Annotated in this window: 15 protein-coding genes; 9 read left to right on the forward strand and 6 right to left on the reverse strand. The window is 66.9% G+C overall.

What is annotated here, in order from left to right; genetic code table 11:
• Positions 1-4 precede the first annotated feature (4 nt).
• Complete coding sequence (gene pyrE, locus M9H71_RS06060) at positions 5-568, forward strand: orotate phosphoribosyltransferase (RefSeq protein WP_455404169.1); 564 nt, start codon at positions 5-7, stop codon at positions 566-568.
• A gap of 101 nt (positions 569-669) precedes the next feature.
• Positions 670-1,473, forward strand: coding sequence for a DUF2865 domain-containing protein (locus M9H71_RS06065; protein ID WP_455404170.1), 804 nt, complete (start codon positions 670-672; stop codon positions 1,471-1,473).
• A gap of 57 nt (positions 1,474-1,530) precedes the next feature.
• On the opposite strand, the gene M9H71_RS06070 is transcribed toward M9H71_RS06065, so the two are convergent.
• Positions 1,531-1,962 carry a hypothetical protein gene (locus tag M9H71_RS06070; RefSeq protein ID WP_455404171.1) on the reverse strand — a complete coding sequence of 144 codons (432 nt, stop codon included), beginning with the start codon at positions 1,960-1,962 and terminating at the stop codon, positions 1,531-1,533.
• 281 nt (positions 1,963-2,243) lie between these two features.
• Between M9H71_RS06070 and M9H71_RS06075 the strand changes: the two genes are divergently transcribed.
• The 4 genes from M9H71_RS06075 (at position 2,244) to M9H71_RS06090 (ending at position 8,671) form a co-directional block, all read left to right on the forward strand.
• The gene (locus M9H71_RS06075; RefSeq protein ID WP_455404172.1) at positions 2,244-4,787 is read left to right on the forward strand and encodes a glycogen/starch/alpha-glucan phosphorylase; all 2,544 of its coding nucleotides are present in this window, start codon (positions 2,244-2,246) and stop codon (positions 4,785-4,787) included.
• A 264-nt stretch (positions 4,788-5,051) separates the two neighbouring features.
• Positions 5,052-5,885, forward strand: a complete 834-nt coding sequence (locus M9H71_RS06080; RefSeq protein ID WP_455404173.1) for an acyl-CoA thioesterase — start codon at positions 5,052-5,054, stop codon at positions 5,883-5,885.
• Positions 5,886-5,940: 55 nt separating this feature from the next.
• Complete coding sequence (gene rocF / locus M9H71_RS06085) at positions 5,941-6,924, forward strand: arginase (RefSeq protein WP_455404174.1); 984 nt, start codon at positions 5,941-5,943, stop codon at positions 6,922-6,924.
• A 127-nt stretch (positions 6,925-7,051) separates the two neighbouring features.
• Positions 7,052-8,671 (forward strand): ABC-F family ATP-binding cassette domain-containing protein, encoded by a 1,620-nt coding sequence (locus tag M9H71_RS06090; RefSeq protein WP_455404175.1) that lies wholly within the window; start codon positions 7,052-7,054, stop codon positions 8,669-8,671.
• Between the two features lie 126 nt (positions 8,672-8,797).
• Here the strand turns inward: M9H71_RS06090 and M9H71_RS06095 are convergent, their stop codons facing one another.
• Positions 8,798-9,991 (reverse strand): DUF2125 domain-containing protein, encoded by a 1,194-nt coding sequence (locus tag M9H71_RS06095; RefSeq protein ID WP_455404176.1) that lies wholly within the window; start codon positions 9,989-9,991, stop codon positions 8,798-8,800.
• A gap of 157 nt (positions 9,992-10,148) precedes the next feature.
• On the opposite strand from M9H71_RS06095, the gene M9H71_RS06100 reads away from it, so the two are divergent.
• Positions 10,149-10,727, forward strand: a complete 579-nt coding sequence (locus M9H71_RS06100) for a gamma-glutamylcyclotransferase (protein ID WP_455404177.1) — start codon at positions 10,149-10,151, stop codon at positions 10,725-10,727.
• An 18-nt stretch (positions 10,728-10,745) separates the two neighbouring features.
• Here the strand turns inward: M9H71_RS06100 and M9H71_RS06105 are convergent, their stop codons facing one another.
• The 4 genes from M9H71_RS06105 to ftsE form a co-directional block, all read right to left on the reverse strand.
• A complete protein-coding gene (locus M9H71_RS06105; RefSeq protein WP_455404178.1) occupies positions 10,746-11,555 on the reverse strand; it encodes a lysophospholipid acyltransferase family protein in 810 nt (269 codons plus the stop codon).
• Positions 11,556-11,568: 13 nt separating this feature from the next.
• Complete coding sequence (locus M9H71_RS06110) at positions 11,569-12,294, reverse strand: YdcF family protein (RefSeq protein ID WP_455404179.1); 726 nt, start codon at positions 12,292-12,294, stop codon at positions 11,569-11,571.
• A 158-nt stretch (positions 12,295-12,452) separates the two neighbouring features.
• Positions 12,453-13,439, reverse strand: coding sequence for a cell division protein FtsX (locus tag M9H71_RS06115; RefSeq protein WP_455404180.1), 987 nt, complete (start codon positions 13,437-13,439; stop codon positions 12,453-12,455).
• Positions 13,432-14,091, reverse strand: a complete 660-nt coding sequence (ftsE, locus tag M9H71_RS06120) for a cell division ATP-binding protein FtsE (RefSeq protein WP_011160268.1) — start codon at positions 14,089-14,091, stop codon at positions 13,432-13,434. Before ftsE ends, M9H71_RS06115 begins: the two co-directional genes overlap by 8 nt.
• Positions 14,092-14,235: 144 nt before the next feature.
• Here ftsE and M9H71_RS06125 point away from each other — a divergent pair, with 144 nt between their 5' ends.
• Entirely contained in the window at positions 14,236-15,132 is an 897-nt protein-coding gene (locus tag M9H71_RS06125; protein ID WP_455404181.1) for an MJ0042-type zinc finger domain-containing protein, read from the forward strand.
• A 59-nt stretch (positions 15,133-15,191) separates the two neighbouring features.
• Positions 15,192-15,569 (forward strand): response regulator, encoded by a 378-nt coding sequence (locus M9H71_RS06130; protein WP_455404182.1) that lies wholly within the window; start codon positions 15,192-15,194, stop codon positions 15,567-15,569.
• The last annotated feature ends 145 nt before the right edge of the window (positions 15,570-15,714 follow it).

The following is a 15,714-nucleotide window of genomic DNA, read 5'->3' on the forward strand; positions in this document are numbered from 1 at the left end:
GCCCGTGTCCAAATCCGCCGCCCGAGCCCGCCTTGCCGACATCATCCGCACCCGTTCGTTCGGCCGGGGGGAGATCACGCTCGCGTCGGGACGCAAGAGCGACTTCTACTTCAATCTGAAGCCGACGATGCTCGACCCCGAGGGTGCGGCGCTGCTGGCCGAGCTGACCTACGAGGCGCTGCGCGACGAGAAGGTCGATTATGTCGGCGGGCTGGAGATGGGCGCGGTGCCGCTGGCCGGCGCGATCGCCCAGCTGTCCTGGCTGAAGAACCATCCGATCGCGGCGTTCTTCGTGCGCAAGAAGCCGAAGGAGCACGGCGCCCGGCTGTCGGTCGAAGGGCTGGCGAAGGGCGAGAGCCTGGCCGGCAAGCGCTGCGTGATCGTCGAAGACGTCACCACCACCGGCGGTTCGGCGATCAAGGCGGTCGAGGCGGTGAAGGAATCCGGCGCCGAGATCGTGCTGGTGCTGACCATGGTGGACCGCGAAGAAGGCGCCACCGAAGCCTTCGCCGCAGCCGGACTGCCGTTCCGGTCGCTGTACAAGGCCAGCGAGTTCCTCAACGCCTGAGTGCGGCCGGCGCCGGCGGAAACCCGGCGTTTACCATCCCATCCTAAAGTCCAACCGACAGCGGCGTTGCCGCTGCGTGGTTGCGTCGGTGGAGTGGGCGTTTGCGTCATTTGCTTACCAGTTCGCGCCTGCGGCGCCGCACGCTCGCCCTCGGCGCCGTGATCGCCATCTCGCTGACCGCCGCGCCCGACATCGCCTCGGCGCAGAACCTGTTGGATTTCCTGTTCGGCGGCGCCGGCCCGCAACGGCCGCAGCAGCGCGGAGCCCCGGCGCAGGCCAATTTCTTCGCCGACCCGTTCGGGCTCAATCAGGAGCCCCAGCAGCCACAACCGCAGCGCCAGGCGTCCGCCGGCGGTGGGCCGGCGTTCTGCGTGCGCAGCTGCGACGGCAAGTACTTCCCGCTGCAACTCCGGAGCGGCGCCAGCCCGGCCCAGATGTGCCAGGCGTTCTGCCCGGCCGGCAACGCCAAGGTGTATTACGGCAGCCAGATCGACGGCGCCCGCGCGGCCAATGGCGAGCGCTACGCCGATTCGCCGAACGCCTTCGCCTATCGCAAGGCGCTGAAACAGGACTGCACCTGCAACGGCCGCGACCCGGCGGGCCTCGCGCAGATCGACCTGTCGCAGGACACCTCGCTGCGCGCCGGCGACATCGTGGCGACGGCCGACGGCCTCGCCGCCTATACGGGCGTGCGACTGGGTGTCGAGCAGACGCCGGACTTCACCCCGGTCGCCGACTATCCCGGCCTGACCGCCAGCCTGCGCGCCCGGCTCGGCGAGATGAAGGTCGCCCCCGTCCACGACCAGATCGCCGAGCAGGCGCCGCCGGCTCTCGGCGGCGATGTCTCCCTGCCGATCCAACCACCCAAGCCGATCCCGCACGGTCGCCGCGCCGCGGTCGATTGAGGCTCACCGTCATTCCGGGGCTTGAGGCCTCTTCTGCTCCGCAATGCCTCGGTACGCCTACCGGCCGACGATCACGCCGATCACGTTCGGGGCGGTGCGGTAGCATTCTTCGAGGCGCGCGCGGGCGGCGGCGCGGTTTTCGGGGGTGAGCAGGCCGCGGGCTTCGGCCAGGATCATCCAGCAATAGCCCCACCAGTCGGTGAGCATGCCGGTGTCGTCGACCAGATCGTAGCCGTGCTCGGCGGCGAAGATCCGCGCGGTGGCCTCGTCCAGCGTATCCAGCCAGGCGAGATCGGCAGGATCGAACATCTGGTCGACCAGATCGTCCGGGCAGTACCCCCAGATCGACACGCACACCGCGTTGAACTCGCGGTCGAGCTGGTCGTCATCGACCCATTGGCGGCGGGCGAGCTGGTGCAGCCGCGACAGCGAGCGGGCGAAATCGGCGATCCGGGTGAGCGCCGTCTGGTCGAAGGCGATGGTGGACATCTCGTCCTCGAAAGCTTGAACAGATAGATATAGACGGCGCCGCGCGCCGAATCGGAATGATAACTCAAGACTTTGCATAATGTTCTAATTTTGTTCTCAACACCCTGCCTCGGCTCGCGCGCAATTCGGCCCGACCGGCCTCCGATCCGGGCGCTCAGATCGCAAAATCAGGCGGTCGCCACGCTTGCAGGCACTCGGAGTCGCGGCTTTTTGCACAAAACCCGGGCACCGCGCCGCAACGATGCCCTCGTCACGGGTTTCGATCCGGGACTATTGTTTGTATGGTCGTGGTCTCGTCCGCTTGGAATGGTCACTTGCCCGTGCAATCGCTACCAGAAAAAAACTCCCAGCCTGCGCCCCTCGACGAGTTGGCGCTCGCCGAGATCAAAAGTGCGATCCTCGCCAAGCTGACGCTGGCGATCGGCAAGGAAGCCGCGCACGCGACCAAGCACGACTGGTACAAGGCATCCGCCTTGGCGCTGCGTGACCGGATCGTGCACCGCTGGCTGGTGTCCGAGAAAGAGAGCTACGACGCTGGCCGCAAGCGGGTGTATTACCTGTCGCTCGAGTTCCTGATCGGCCGGCTGTTCACCGATTCGCTGAACAATATGGGTCTGCTGTCCCAATTCGCCGCCGCGCTCGGCGACCTCGGCGTCGGCCTCAACGATTTGCGCAAATGCGAACCGGACGCAGCGCTCGGCAATGGCGGCCTCGGCCGGCTCGCGGCCTGCTTCATGGAGAGCATGGCGACGCTGGAGATCCCGGCCTACGGCTACGGCATCCGCTACGATTACGGCCTGTTCCGCCAGATCATCAATCACGGCTGGCAGCAGGAATTCCCCGACGAGTGGCTGAGCTTCGGCAACCCGTGGGAATTGCAGCGGCCCGAGGTGGTGTATCAGGTCAAGTTCGGCGGCCATGTCGATCAGGTCACCGACGCCAAGGGCTTCACCCGCGCTGTGTGGACGCCGGGCGAAACCGTGCAGGCGATCGCCTACGACACCCCGATCGTCGGCTGGCGCGGCCAGCACGTCAACGCGCTGCGGCTGTGGTCGGCGCGCGCACCGGACCCGCTGCTGATCGACGTGTTCAATACCGGCGACTATCTCGGCGCCACCGCGCACGAAGCGCGCGCCGAAGCGATCTGCAAGTTCCTTTATCCCAACGATGAAAGCCCGGCGGGCCGCGAGCTGCGGCTGCGCCAGGAGTATTTCTTCGTCTCCGCCTCGCTGCAGGATCTGATCAAGCGGCACCTGGATTCCGACGGCCAGATCCGCAACCTCGCCAAGAAGGCGGCGATCCAGCTCAACGACACCCACCCTTCGCTGGCGGTCGCCGAGCTGATGCGGCTCCTGGTCGACGTCCACGCGCTGCGCTGGGACGATGCCTGGCAGATCACGGTCGCGACGCTGAGCTACACCAACCACACGCTGCTGCCCGAGGCGCTGGAGACCTGGCCGCTCGATCTGTTCCAGCGCACGCTGCCGCGGCACCTCGAAATCATCTACCGGATCAACGAGGCGCATCTCGGCCTCGCCGAGGCGCGCAGCCCCGGCGACATCGAATTCCGCGCCTCGGTGTCGCTGATCGACGAAAAGGCCGGTCGCCGGGTACGAATGGGCCACCTCGCCTTCATCGGCTCGCACCGCATCAACGGCGTCTCGGCGATGCATTCCGACCTGATGAAGGAGACCGTGTTCCACGATCTCAACTTCCTCTACCCCGGCCGCATCACCAACAAGACCAACGGCATCACCTTCCGGCGCTGGCTGACGCTGGCCAATCCGGGGCTGACCGACCTGATCCGCTCGGTTGCCGGCGACGAAGTGCTGGACGATCCGACCCGGCTGGAACGGCTCGAAGCCTTCGCCAGCGACAGCGCGTTTCAGCAGCAGTTCCGCTCGGTCAAGCACCGCAACAAGGTGGCGCTGGCGCGGCTGATCGGCGAGCGCAACAACATCCGGATCGACCCGAGCGCGCTGTTCGACGTCCAGATCAAGCGCATTCACGAATACAAGCGACAACTGCTCAACGTGCTCGAGACCATCGCGCTGTATCAGGCGATCAAGGACGATCCGAACCGCGACTGGGTGCCGAGGGTCAAGATTTTCGCCGGCAAAGCGGCGGCGAGCTATCGCTACGCCAAACTGATCATCAAGCTGATCAACGACGTCGCCGAGGTGGTGAACAACGACGCCTCGATCGGCGGCAAGCTGAAAGTGGTGTTCCTCGCCGACTACAATGTCAGCCTCGCCGAGGTGATCATTCCGGCCGCCGACCTGTCGGAGCAGATCTCGACCGCCGGCATGGAAGCCTCCGGCACCGGCAACATGAAGCTGGCGCTGAACGGCGCGCTGACGATCGGCACGCTCGACGGCGCCAATATCGAAATCCGCGACCTGGTGGGGGCGGAGAACATCGCGATCTTCGGCATGGAAGCGCTCGAAGTGGTGGCGCGCCGCGCCCAGGGGCTCGACGCCACCGACGTCATCAACCGCTCGCCGGCGCTCGCCAACGCGATCCGCGCGATCGATTCCGGCGCATTCTCGCCCGACGACCGGGCGCGGTTCGCCTCCGTCGCGCATGCGCTGCGGCACCTCGACCACTACATGGTCAGCGCCGATTTCGACAGCTACTACGAGGCCCAGCGCGGCATCGACGCACGCTGGCGCGCCGGCCCGGCCTGGACCCGCGCCGGCATCCTCAACGTTGCCCGGATGGCGTGGTTCTCCTCGGACCGCACCATCCGCGAATACGCCGAAGAGATCTGGAACGTGCCGACCAAGCCGGCGACCCAGCCTTCCTCCGCACGCCAGGCGGGATAACCGACGGTCGGTCTCCCCAAGCCCGTCATTCCGGGGCGCGAGCGTTAGCTCGCGAACCCGGAAGCCCGAGGTTCAGGGCACTCTTTTCCATCAACTGCGAGATTCCGGGCTCGCGCGTTTCACACGCGCCCCGGAATGACGTGCTTGCGGGCCGCGGGCCGGCCCAGCCCTTTCATCACATGATGATCGACAGCCATTGCGCCCGGCTGCGCCGCGGTGCAAGCTGGCGGCGCACAAAACCAACAACAACACGGGAAGCGCACCATGGACGCCAAAGTCGAGCACGCTCCGCATCCGTTCGACGCCGCGACGCGGGTGGAAGTCGACGGGGGACGCTGGCAGGGCGCGACCAGCGACGACTACCACGCCTTCGTCGGCCAGTTCGGCGGCGCCACCGCCGCGACGCTGCTGCGCGCGCTGATGCTGCAGCCGGAGCGCGCCGGCGATCCGCTCGCCTTCACGGTGAACTTCTGCGCGCCGATCAACGCCGGCAGCTTCGAGCTGACGCCTCGCCTGATCAAGGCGACCCGCTCGACTCAGCATTGGGGCATCGAGGTCAGCCAGGGCGACGCCGGGGTCGAAGCATTCGCCACCGCGGTGTTCGCGCAGCGCCGCGAGACCTGGACGCACCGACCGGCCGAAATGCCGAAGACCGCCGGCTACGACGAAGCGCCGGTTTATGAGCGCGCCGGTGTCGCAGCATCCTGGATCCGGCAGTTCGAGTTTCGCTTCGTCGAGAACGAGCCGAACTTCGGCGGCGGGCCGCTGCCGGAGCCGGCGAGCCCGCACACCAAAGCGTGGATCGGCCACGCCGTGCCGCGCACGCTTGACCTGCTGTCGCTGTCGGCGATCGCGGATGCGTTCTTTGCCCGAATCTTCCACGTCCGCGGCGAGCTGCTGCCGATCGGCACGGTGTCGATGACGACCTATTTCCACGTTGACGCCGCCGATCTCGCCGCCGAGCCGATCACCGCGGTGCTCGGCGTCGCCGACGCCAATGTGTTTCACAAGAGCTTCTCCGATCAGACCGGCGAATTGTGGTCGCCGAGCGGGCGGCTGCTGGCGACCACGCATCAGATCACCTATTTCAAAGCCTGAGTTGACGCAGCGCTCCGGCGCGCGTCACGCGCGCATTTGAAGGGGCGTCACTCTCATGTCGCAGACCGAAGTCGCTCACAGCGATTCCGTGCGCCGCGTCGCGCTGCTCGGCGTACCGATCGAGATTGGCGCAGGACTTCGCGGCACGCTGATGGGGCCGGCGGCGCTGCGCACCGCCGGCATCGGCCGCGTGCTCGATCAGCTCGGCTTTGCGGTCGAGGATCACGGCGACATGACGCGCCCGGCGCTGGACGGCGGCAAAGATCCGGTGCCGGCCAACGCCAATTACTACAGCGAGGTGCGAAGCTGGGTCGGGGCGATCTCGGCGCGCGCCTACGAGCTGGCGCAGTCCGGCGCGGTGCCGCTGTTCATGGGCGGCGATCACAGCCTGTCGATGGGCTCGGTCAACGGTGTCGCGCGCTATTGGCAGTGCCAGGACAAGCCGCTGTTCGTGCTGTGGTTCGACGCCCACGCCGACTACAACACGCCGGCCACGACGCTGACCGCCAACATGCACGGCATGTCGGCGGCGTTCCTGTGCGGCGAGCCGGGGCTCGATCATCTGCTCGGCGACGAGCCGCGGGTGTCGGTCCCACCGAGCCGGCTCGACCTGTTCGGCATCCGCTCGATCGATCCGCTCGAAAAGGAGCTGGTGCGTCAGCGCGCGATCCCGGTGGTCGACATGCGGGCGATCGACGAGTTCGGCGTCGGCGTGCTGATCCGCCGCGTCATCGACCGCGTCAGCAAAGCCGGCGGCGTGCTGCATCTGTCGTTCGACGTCGACGTGCTCGATCCCTCGGTCGCGCCCGGCGTCGGCACCACCGTGCCGGGCGGCGCCACCTATCGCGAAGCGCATCTGGTGATGGAGTTGCTGCACGACTCCGGCTTGGTCCGCTCGGTCGACATCGTCGAGCTCAACCCGTTCCTCGACGAACGCGGCCGCACCGCCCGCGTCGCGGTCGAGCTGCTCGGCAGCCTGTTCGGCATGCAGATCACCGACCGGGTAACGCCGAGCAACGCCGTGCTACCGGAGGGGTGAGCTTCCTTCACCTCTCCCCGCGCACGGGGAGAGGGAGCGCACTGCGGCGCGTCCTGCCTTCCAGCCCTTCCGCTGCGGCCTCCGATCGGCTAAACGCGCCGCAGCATTTCTCCCCCCGCGTGAGCCCATGATCCGTCTCGACAACATCTCCAAGCAGAACGGCCACCAGATCCTCTACATCGAAGCCTCCGCAACGCTGCTGCGGGGCGAGAAGATCGGGCTGGTCGGGCCGAACGGTTCCGGCAAGACCACGCTGTTCCGGATGATCACCGGCCAGGAACAGCCCGACGAGGGCCAGGTGTCGGTCGATCGCGGCCTCACCATCGGCTATTTCAGCCAGGACGTCGGCGAGATGAGCGGCCGCAGCGCGGTCGCCGAGACCATGGAGGGCGCCGGCCCGGTCAGCGAGGTCGCCGCCGAGCTCAAGGAGCTGGAGCACGCGCTGGCCGATCCGGACCGCGCCGACGAAATGGAGCAGATCCTCGAACGCTACGGCGAGGTCCAGCACCGTTTCGAGGAACTCGACGGCTATGCGCTCGAAGGCCGCGCCCGCGAGGTGCTGGCGGGTCTCTCGTTCTCGCAGGAGATGATGGACGGCGACGTCGGCAATCTGTCGGGCGGCTGGAAGATGCGCGTGGCGCTCGCCCGCATCCTGTTGATGCGGCCCGACGTGATGCTGCTCGACGAACCGTCGAACCACCTCGACATCGAAAGCCTGATCTGGCTGGAGCAGTTCCTCAAGGGCTTCGAGGGCGCACTGCTGATGACCTCGCACGACCGCGCTTTCATGAACCGGATCGTCAACAAGATCGTCGAGATCGATGCCGGTACGCTGACCAGCTACACCGGCGACTACGAATTCTACGAGGGCCAGCGCGCGCTCGCCGACAAGCAGCAGCAGGCGCAGTTCGAACGGCAGCAGGCGATGCTGGCCAAGGAAGTGGCGTTCATCGAGCGCTTCAAGGCGCGCGCCTCACACGCAGCCCAGGTACAGAGCCGGGTCAAGAAGCTGGAGAAGATCGAGAAGGTCGAGCCGCCGCGCCGCCGCCAGATCATCGCGTTCGACTTCCTGCCGGCGCCGCGCTCGGGCGAAGACGTCGCCAGCCTCAGCCATGTCCGCAAGGCCTACGGCAATCACGTCATCTACGAGGATCTGGATTTCGCGATCCGCCGCCGCGAGCGCTGGTGCGTGATGGGCATCAACGGCGCCGGAAAATCGACCCTGCTCAAGCTGGTCGCTGGCAGCACTGCGCCCGACGAGGGCAGCGTCACGATCGGCGGCAGCGTCAAGATGGGTTACTTCGCCCAGCACGCGATGGATCTGATCGACGGCGAACTCACCGTGTTTCAGTCACTGGAAGAATGGTTTCCGCAGGCCGGCCAGGGTTCATTGCGCGCGCTCGCCGGCTGCTTCGGTTTCTCCGGCGACGACGTCGAGAAGCGCTGCCGGGTGCTGTCCGGCGGCGAGAAGGCGCGGCTGGTGATGGCCAAGATGCTGTACGATCCGCCGAACTTTCTGGTGCTCGACGAGCCGACCAACCACCTCGACATCGCCACCAAGGAAATGCTGATCAAGGCGCTCGCCGATTTCGAAGGCACCATGCTGTTCGTCTCGCACGATCGCCACTTCCTCGCCGCGCTGTCGAACCGCGTGCTGGAGCTGACTCCCGAAGGCGTCCACAAATACGGCGGCGGCTACACCGAATACGTCGCCCGCACCGGCCACGAGGCGCCGGGGTTGCATTAAACTAGTTAGTTATTGGCAGGGCAGCACGTCTGTCACCTCTCCCGCTTGCGGGAGAGGGAGCGCGCTGCGGATCGCGGGAACGCTTACTTCAAATGGCCCGCGGGGAGACGCTTACTAAGCGTCTCCTCAGAACAGTGGTTTCGTCTGCCCCACCTTCATCGGCCCCAGCATTACGGCGCCTTCGACGAAGCGCAGCGGGAAGGCGCGGGCGGGGCGGCCTTCCAGCGTGGTTTCCTGGCCGAGTGCATCGATGCCGGCGACGGCCGCGACATTGGCGTTCTTGCGCACCACCTGGCCGAGGCCCGGAATGGCGCGGTCGAGGGCGCCGAGCACGTTGTTGACGGCGTTGGCGCGAACGCCGGGCGCCAGCCGGTCGAGCGTCGATTGCGACACGCCCTGCTCCAGCATCTTGTCGATGCCGAGCTTGGGAATCACCTTATCGAGCCCGGTGGCCACCATCTGCAATTCGCCGTCGACATAGCCCTGCGGCGTCAGCCCGAGCGAGCCGGTCGCGACCGCCACCATGTCGCCCTGCTGAATCCGCGCCTGCTCGAACTGGATACGACCGCCGGCAGCCTGGATCTCGCGAAAGCGCTGAGGCCACGGCTTGGGGCGGAAATCCTTCAGGCCGCTGAGCAGCAAGCGCAGATGGGCGTCGAACGGATCGGAGAGCAGCGGATGCAGGTTCTGCACCGAGGTGCCGTCGAGGCTGAGATCGACTTCGAGCTGGCGCGGTTCGGTGCCGGCGGCCTCGCGCTGACGACCATGCAGCTCGGCGTGCCGGGCGCGGGCGAGCGGCACGCGGGTCGCACCGCTCAATCCGTCGAGCACCGGCTCGTCGAACACCAGGGCGACGCGCTCCGGCGCGCCCGGCAGTCCGGCGACGCTGCTGCGGGCGGTCTTCCAGTTCAGCTCCATCGACACCGGCTGACCACGATCGGCAAAGGTCGCCGGGCCCTTGAATTCGGCGATCAGAAGGCTCGGCTGATACAGCGAAGCCACCACCAGGATTTCACCGAGCTTCGCCGTCATCGGGGTTTGGCTGGCGACCTGCTCGGCCGTCTGCGAGGTCAGCGCGACGCTGGCGTTCTCGCAGCGAACTTCCAGCCGGAACGGAAAGCCCGCGACCGAGCGCTGGCCGCAATCATAACTTCGGCCGGCCTTGGCTTCGCGGGCTCGCCATTGATCGACGATCTGATCGACCTGACTGGCCGAAAACAGCCAGAACGCGCTCCAGCCGAGCGCGGCGACCACCACCAGCCCGGGCAACACCAGAAGCGGCCACAGCGGGCGACGGTGAGGGATCGGGGAATTTGCCATCGAGCCAACTTAGAAGGAGAAGCCGGGAAAGTGAATCCGCGACCGGGTGCCGCAGCTCATACCGGAAACGTGGCCGGCTCGCGCAGCAAACCGCTCACGTTTCCGAACCCGATGCGGTAAGGACTGAATTTGTCATTTGCACGATAGTCCCGTCGCCATGTCCGCCAAGACTCTCACCGAATCCGAACTGTCCGAGGGCGATCTCTGGGTGTTCGGCTATGGCTCACTGATGTGGCACCCCGGCTTCGATTTCGTCGAGCGGGTGCCGGCACGGCTGATCGGCGAACACCGGGCGCTGTGCGTATACTCCTTCGTGCACCGCGGAACGCCGGAGCAGCCGGGATTGGTGCTCGGGCTCGATCGCGGCGGCGCCTGCCGCGGCATCGCGTTCCGCATCGCCGATGCCCAGCGGATGGCGACGGTCGCCTACCTGCGCGAGCGCGAGCAGGTGACCAGCGTGTATCGCGAGGTCAAACGATCGGTCTGGCTCGAGGACGACGCCCGCCGCCGCGTCAGCGCGCTGGCTTACGTGGTCGATCGCGGTCATGCGCAATATGCCGGGCGGCTGACGCCTGCCGAACAGCTCCGCCACGTCCGACAGGGCCATGGCCGCTCCGGGCCGAACCGCGATTACGTGATCGCGACCGTCCGATCATTGGAGGCGCAGGGCTGCCGCGATCCGCAATTGCACCAGCTCGCCGAGGCGCTGCGCGACGACGCACCGGCGCCGCGCTGACGCCGGATCGAGGCGCGATCAGCCGGCCGGACCGCGTTCGGGCTTCGGCGCCGGCTTCGCCTGATGCGGCTTGACGCTCGGCACCCGGCCGAACAGTGCAGCCTGCTCCTTGCGCGCTTCCGCGATCAGCCGGTTGCTGGCGGTCTCGATCGCGGCACTGACGCGGGTGAGGAATTCCCGCCGCTCCAGGCCGGCCGGCAGCGGATCGAGAAACTCGACCACGATCGTGCCGGGATAGCGCATGAACTGGCGCCGCGGCCAGAACAGCCCGGAGTTCAGCGCGACCGGCAGACACGGCACGTCGCAATCGGCATAGATCTGAGCGACGCCGGCCTTGTAGTGCGGCGGCGCGTCGACCGGGGTCCGGGTGCCTTCCGGAAAGATGATCAACTGACGGCCGCGATTGACCTCTTCGCTGGCGCTCTTCGCCATTTCCATCAGGATCCGACCACCCTTCCGGCGATTGATCGCGATCATGTCCGCCTTGACCAGCAGCCAGCCGAACACCGGAATCCAGGTCAGTTCGCGCTTGAGGATGTACAGCGGCGCATCGAAGAACTGCAGCAGCGCGAAGGTCTCCCACATCGACTGATGCTTCGGCGCGACGATCAGCGGCCCCGGCGGGATCTTCTCCAGTCCGCGAAATTCGACCCGTGTGCCGCACACCAAGCGCATCAGCCAGATGCTGCTCTGGCCCCACATCTTGGCGACCTTGATGAGCGCCCGGCGCGGCAACAGGAAGGTCGGGATCGCCACGATCAGCCAACCCACCAGCAACAGGTAAAACAGCACGTTGAAAATCAGCGAACGCAGAAAGATCACGAACATCGGAACGGTCCGATCAGTTGACGGCGGCTGTCGCTGACTTGCGGGCGCCGGTCGGCTCAGCCTGTTCGGCCGGTTCGGGCATCAGCTCGATGCCGAACTTCGACAGTCGCACCCGCAGCTCGACCGCGAGATATTTGGCGTATTCCGATAGCAACAGCCGCAGCGTTCCGCTACTGGTCCACCACGGCTCGTCGCGCCACTTGTCGCCGATCACGGCGAACGGAATCAATTCGACGTCCGGCATGGCGTGCGACATTTCGGCGATCGCACGCGGCATATGGTAATTCGACGTCACCACGATCAACGAGCGGAAGCCGCGCTCCTGGACCCAGCGCCGGGTTTCGGCGGCGTTGCTGCGGGTATCGACCGCGGAGCGGTCGAGGTCGACGCAACAACTGAACAAATCCCGGCTTTCCGGCACCGAGCGCGAAATGTCGCGGGCCCCATTGGTGCGATGAACGCCCGAGATCAGCAGCCGCTTGCCATAGCCTGCGGCTAACAGCTCCACCGCGTCCGAGACCCGCGACGAGCCGCCGGTCAGCACCACGATGCCGTCGGCGTTGTGGCGCGGCCGCTGCTCAGCGCCGTGCAACTGCGCCAGAAACACCACGAAGCCGCCCGCCACCGCGACGAAGCCCAGCGCCAGCATCGCCACGATCGTCGCACGCAGCCGCCCGCCGCGCCGAACCGGACGGTCAGACGGCAAAGAGATCGGGTTGTGATCGGACGACGACGGCATGGGACGTGCGATAGGCCTCGTTTGGCGGGCGCTTCGCGGCCACCGTTGGCGACCCGCGAAAGATGCCCGGACTCTAATGCGATTTCGGGCGAAAGGGAGTCCGCCGGATGGTCGAACGACCGCAGCGGTGCGGCGGTAGATCGGCGGTCATCGGCGGCTCATTCGATCGAATTCAGCGTGCTGAACAGCGTGCGCCGCGAGGCCAGAGCGGTGATCCCGGCGATCAACACCGCCATGCCGGCGAGCGCCAGATAGCCGGTCGGGCGCAGCGAGAAGGTGCCGAGCAGCGCCGCGAACTGGTCGCCGACCGGGGTGCCGGAGAACCACGTCGCCACCGATTCCGAAAAGCCGAACACGAAGATCGCCGCGCCGCCGCCGATCAGCCCGCCCTGCAGGCCGAGCAGCAGGAAGTGGCGGAAGAAGCGGTTGGCGATGTAGCGATCGCTGGCGCCGACGAAATGCAGCACCTCGACGATCGGCCGATTGGCCGCCATCGCGCCACGAGTGGCGAACGACACCGAGATGATGGTGGCGACGATCACGAGGCCGAGCACGCCGAGCCCGGCGAACACCGTCGCCCCGGTCATCGACCGCATCCGTTCGATCCAGGCGCGATGATCGTCGACCGTCGCGCTCGGCGCCGCTTCGGCGACGCGGCGACGCAGTTCGGCCAAATCGAGACCGCGGCCTGGGACGGTGCGCGCCACGATCACCCGCGGCACCGGCAGGTCGTCGAGCGACAGGCCGGTTCCAAGCCACGGCTCCAGAAGTTTGGCGGATTCTTCCTTGGTGAAAGTCCGCACCTCGACCATCCCGGGCTGGCTGCGCACCACCTCGGCGACCTGCTCGGCGTCGCGATCGAGATCGCGGCCGCGCACCGAGCGCACTTGCACGGTCAGCTCGCTGGAGACCTCCGACTGCCACTCCGCCGCCGACGCGCTGATCAACATCACCACGCCGGTGGTCATCGACGCCAGGAACGTCATGATCGCCACCACGGCGACCAGCGCGCGGCCGGAGATCGAAGCCCGCGGCACGATCGGCGAGGCGTTGCGCGCCTTCGGCGGCACCTGCGGGCGCTCGTGCCCGAGGTCGACCATGATGTCGCGTTCGTCGGCTCTGCGCACCGGCCCCAGCCTATTCATAAACGTGAAGCCGCCCCTGGTGCAGCACCAGCCGGCGCGCTTCGTATTGATCCATCAGGTTGATGTCGTGTGTCGCGATCACCACCGCGGTCCCGGTCTTGTTCAATTCCACGAACAGCCGCAGCAACCGGCGCCCGAGCGTCGGGTCGACGTTGCCGGTCGGCTCGTCGGCGAGCAGCAGATGCGGCCGGCCGATCACCGCACGGGCGATCGCGGCGCGCTGCTTCTCGCCACCCGACAGGACCGGCGGCAGCGCATCCATCCGGTCGCCGAGCCCGACCCATTTCAACAGGTCGATGACCTCCTTGCGATAGCTCGACTCGTCACGCCCGGTGACCCTGAACGGCAGCGCCACATTCTCGTAGGTGGTCATGTGGTCGAGGAGGCGGAAGTCCTGCAGCACGATGCCGATGCGCTGCCGCAGCGCCGCGACCTCGTCCTTGCCGAGCAGCGACACGTCGTTGCCGAACAGATTGACCAGCCCCCGGGTCGGCCGCAGCGACAGGAACAGCAGCCTCAGCAGCGAGGTCTTGCCCGCACCGGACGGCCCGGTGAGGAACTGAAACGAGTGGGCCGGAATTGCGAAGTTGAGGTCGCGGAGAATCTCCGGACCAAGCCCATAGCGCAGGCCGACATTTTCGAAGCGGACCACGTTCAGCTCCGATTTCGATCGGCGCGGGGAGAAAGGGCACGCCACGCCATCTGCCCGTGCCGCCCGTTGTGAGGCGGCTATGGTTTCCGATTCGTTAACGGAAGGCCGGTACGATCGGACGAACCTTATAGCCAGCGATTCGCCATGCATATCGTCTGCCCGCATTGTACGACATCCTATGCAATCGATCCGGCCAAACTGGGAGATGCCGGCCGGACGGTGCGCTGTTCCCGGTGCAAGGAAGTCTGGCTGGCGCGACCCGAGGACGTGCAGAGCGACGTCCGTGTCGCCGCAATGACGGTCGAAGAGCAGCAGCCGGCCACCGATGATCTCGCCAATGATCCCGCTTGGGGCGTGACCGAGGACGAGCAGGACACGCCCGTCGTCGAAAGTCCGCCGATCACCGCGGATCTGCCCGGGCAGGGCGACTTCGATCCATTCGTGCGTGCGCTCGCCAACGAGCCCGCGCCAGGCGACGACGACGAGCCATTGCCGCGGCGACGCAAGCGCAAGCCGTCGTTCGGCGCCAGGCGCCGGCCGCGCAGCATCAAGGATCGGCTGACGGAACTGCGGCAGGAGCCGATGAAGGCAGTCAAATCGCTGCTCAACGCGCAGCTTGCGATCGCGGTGTTCGGATCGGTGGCGCTCGGCCTGCTGATCTGGCGCGTCGACATCGTCAGACTGATGCCGCAGACGGCGGCGTTCTATGAGATGATCGGCTTCGACGTGAACCTGCGCGGGCTGGCGATCAAGGACGTCAAGATCAGCCGCGAGACGGTGGAATCCAAGCCGGTGCTGGTGATCGAAGGCGTGATCGTCGGCCAAGCCAAGCGCGCGGTCGATGTGCCGCGGCTGCGGTTCTCGGTGCGCGACGGCAAGGGCACCGAGATCTACGCCTGGAACGCGGTGCTGGAGCAGCAGGCGCTGCGGCCCGGCGAGATCGCCTGGTTCCGGACGCGGCTGGCGTCGCCGCCGGCCGAAGCGCGATCGATCGACGTGCGATTCTTCAACCGGCGCGACATTGCCGCGGGCGGCGCCTGAAGCCATGATGAGACGAGTTGCACGCGGCCCAGCGCCGGCCGCGACGGGGAAATAGAACGATGGCGCGCATCCTGATCGCCGACGACGAAGAATCGATGCGCCTGCTGGTCGCACGCGCGATCGGCATGGACGGCCACGAAACCGTCACAGCCGAAGACGGCAGCGAAGCGCTGGAGATCCTCACCAACCAGAACGGCAGGTTCGACCTGCTGCTGACCGACATCAAGATGCCGATCATGGACGGCATCGCGCTGGCACTCGCCGCGGCGCGCGACTTCCCCGAGCTGACGATCCTGCTGATGACCGGCTTCGCCGATCAACGCGAACGCGCCTCCGGCCTCGACGCCATCGTCCACGACGTCGTCACCAAGCCATTCTCGGTGGCCGACATCCGCACCGCGGTCGCGGACGCTCTGGCGGCGAAGAAGAGTAGTTGATCCCCTCGCGGCGGGACGATCAACGCCCGCCCCAAGCCGCAGCGCGCCCCCTCTCCCGCCGGCGGGAGAGGGCTGGGGTGAGGGCGACGCGCGCAGAGAGTCAGCGACTCGCGGAGAGGAGTGCCCTCACCCGTTGCGCGGTGCT

Source organism: Rhodopseudomonas parapalustris (assembly GCF_053772255.1).

Excerpts from the sequence above, each read along its gene's own strand:
- M9H71_RS06070 (WP_455404171.1), bottom strand. The coding sequence starts at position 1,962 with ATGTCCACCATCGCCTTCGACCAGACGGCGCTCACCCGGATCGCCGAT.
- M9H71_RS06075 (WP_455404172.1), top strand. The coding sequence starts at position 2,244 with ATGGTCGTGGTCTCGTCCGCTTGGAATGGTCACTTGCCCGTGCAATCG.
- M9H71_RS06080 (WP_455404173.1), top strand. The coding sequence starts at position 5,052 with ATGGACGCCAAAGTCGAGCACGCTCCGCATCCGTTCGACGCCGCGACG.
- rocF (WP_455404174.1), top strand. The coding sequence starts at position 5,941 with ATGTCGCAGACCGAAGTCGCTCACAGCGATTCCGTGCGCCGCGTCGCG.
- M9H71_RS06090 (WP_455404175.1), top strand. The coding sequence starts at position 7,052 with ATGATCCGTCTCGACAACATCTCCAAGCAGAACGGCCACCAGATCCTC.
- M9H71_RS06095 (WP_455404176.1), bottom strand. The coding sequence starts at position 9,991 with ATGGCAAATTCCCCGATCCCTCACCGTCGCCCGCTGTGGCCGCTTCTG.
- M9H71_RS06100 (WP_455404177.1), top strand. The coding sequence starts at position 10,149 with ATGTCCGCCAAGACTCTCACCGAATCCGAACTGTCCGAGGGCGATCTC.
- M9H71_RS06105 (WP_455404178.1), bottom strand. The coding sequence starts at position 11,555 with ATGTTCGTGATCTTTCTGCGTTCGCTGATTTTCAACGTGCTGTTTTAC.
- M9H71_RS06110 (WP_455404179.1), bottom strand. The coding sequence starts at position 12,294 with ATGCCGTCGTCGTCCGATCACAACCCGATCTCTTTGCCGTCTGACCGT.
- M9H71_RS06115 (WP_455404180.1), bottom strand. The coding sequence starts at position 13,439 with ATGAATAGGCTGGGGCCGGTGCGCAGAGCCGACGAACGCGACATCATG.
- M9H71_RS06125 (WP_455404181.1), top strand. The coding sequence starts at position 14,236 with ATGCATATCGTCTGCCCGCATTGTACGACATCCTATGCAATCGATCCG.
- M9H71_RS06130 (WP_455404182.1), top strand. The coding sequence starts at position 15,192 with ATGGCGCGCATCCTGATCGCCGACGACGAAGAATCGATGCGCCTGCTG.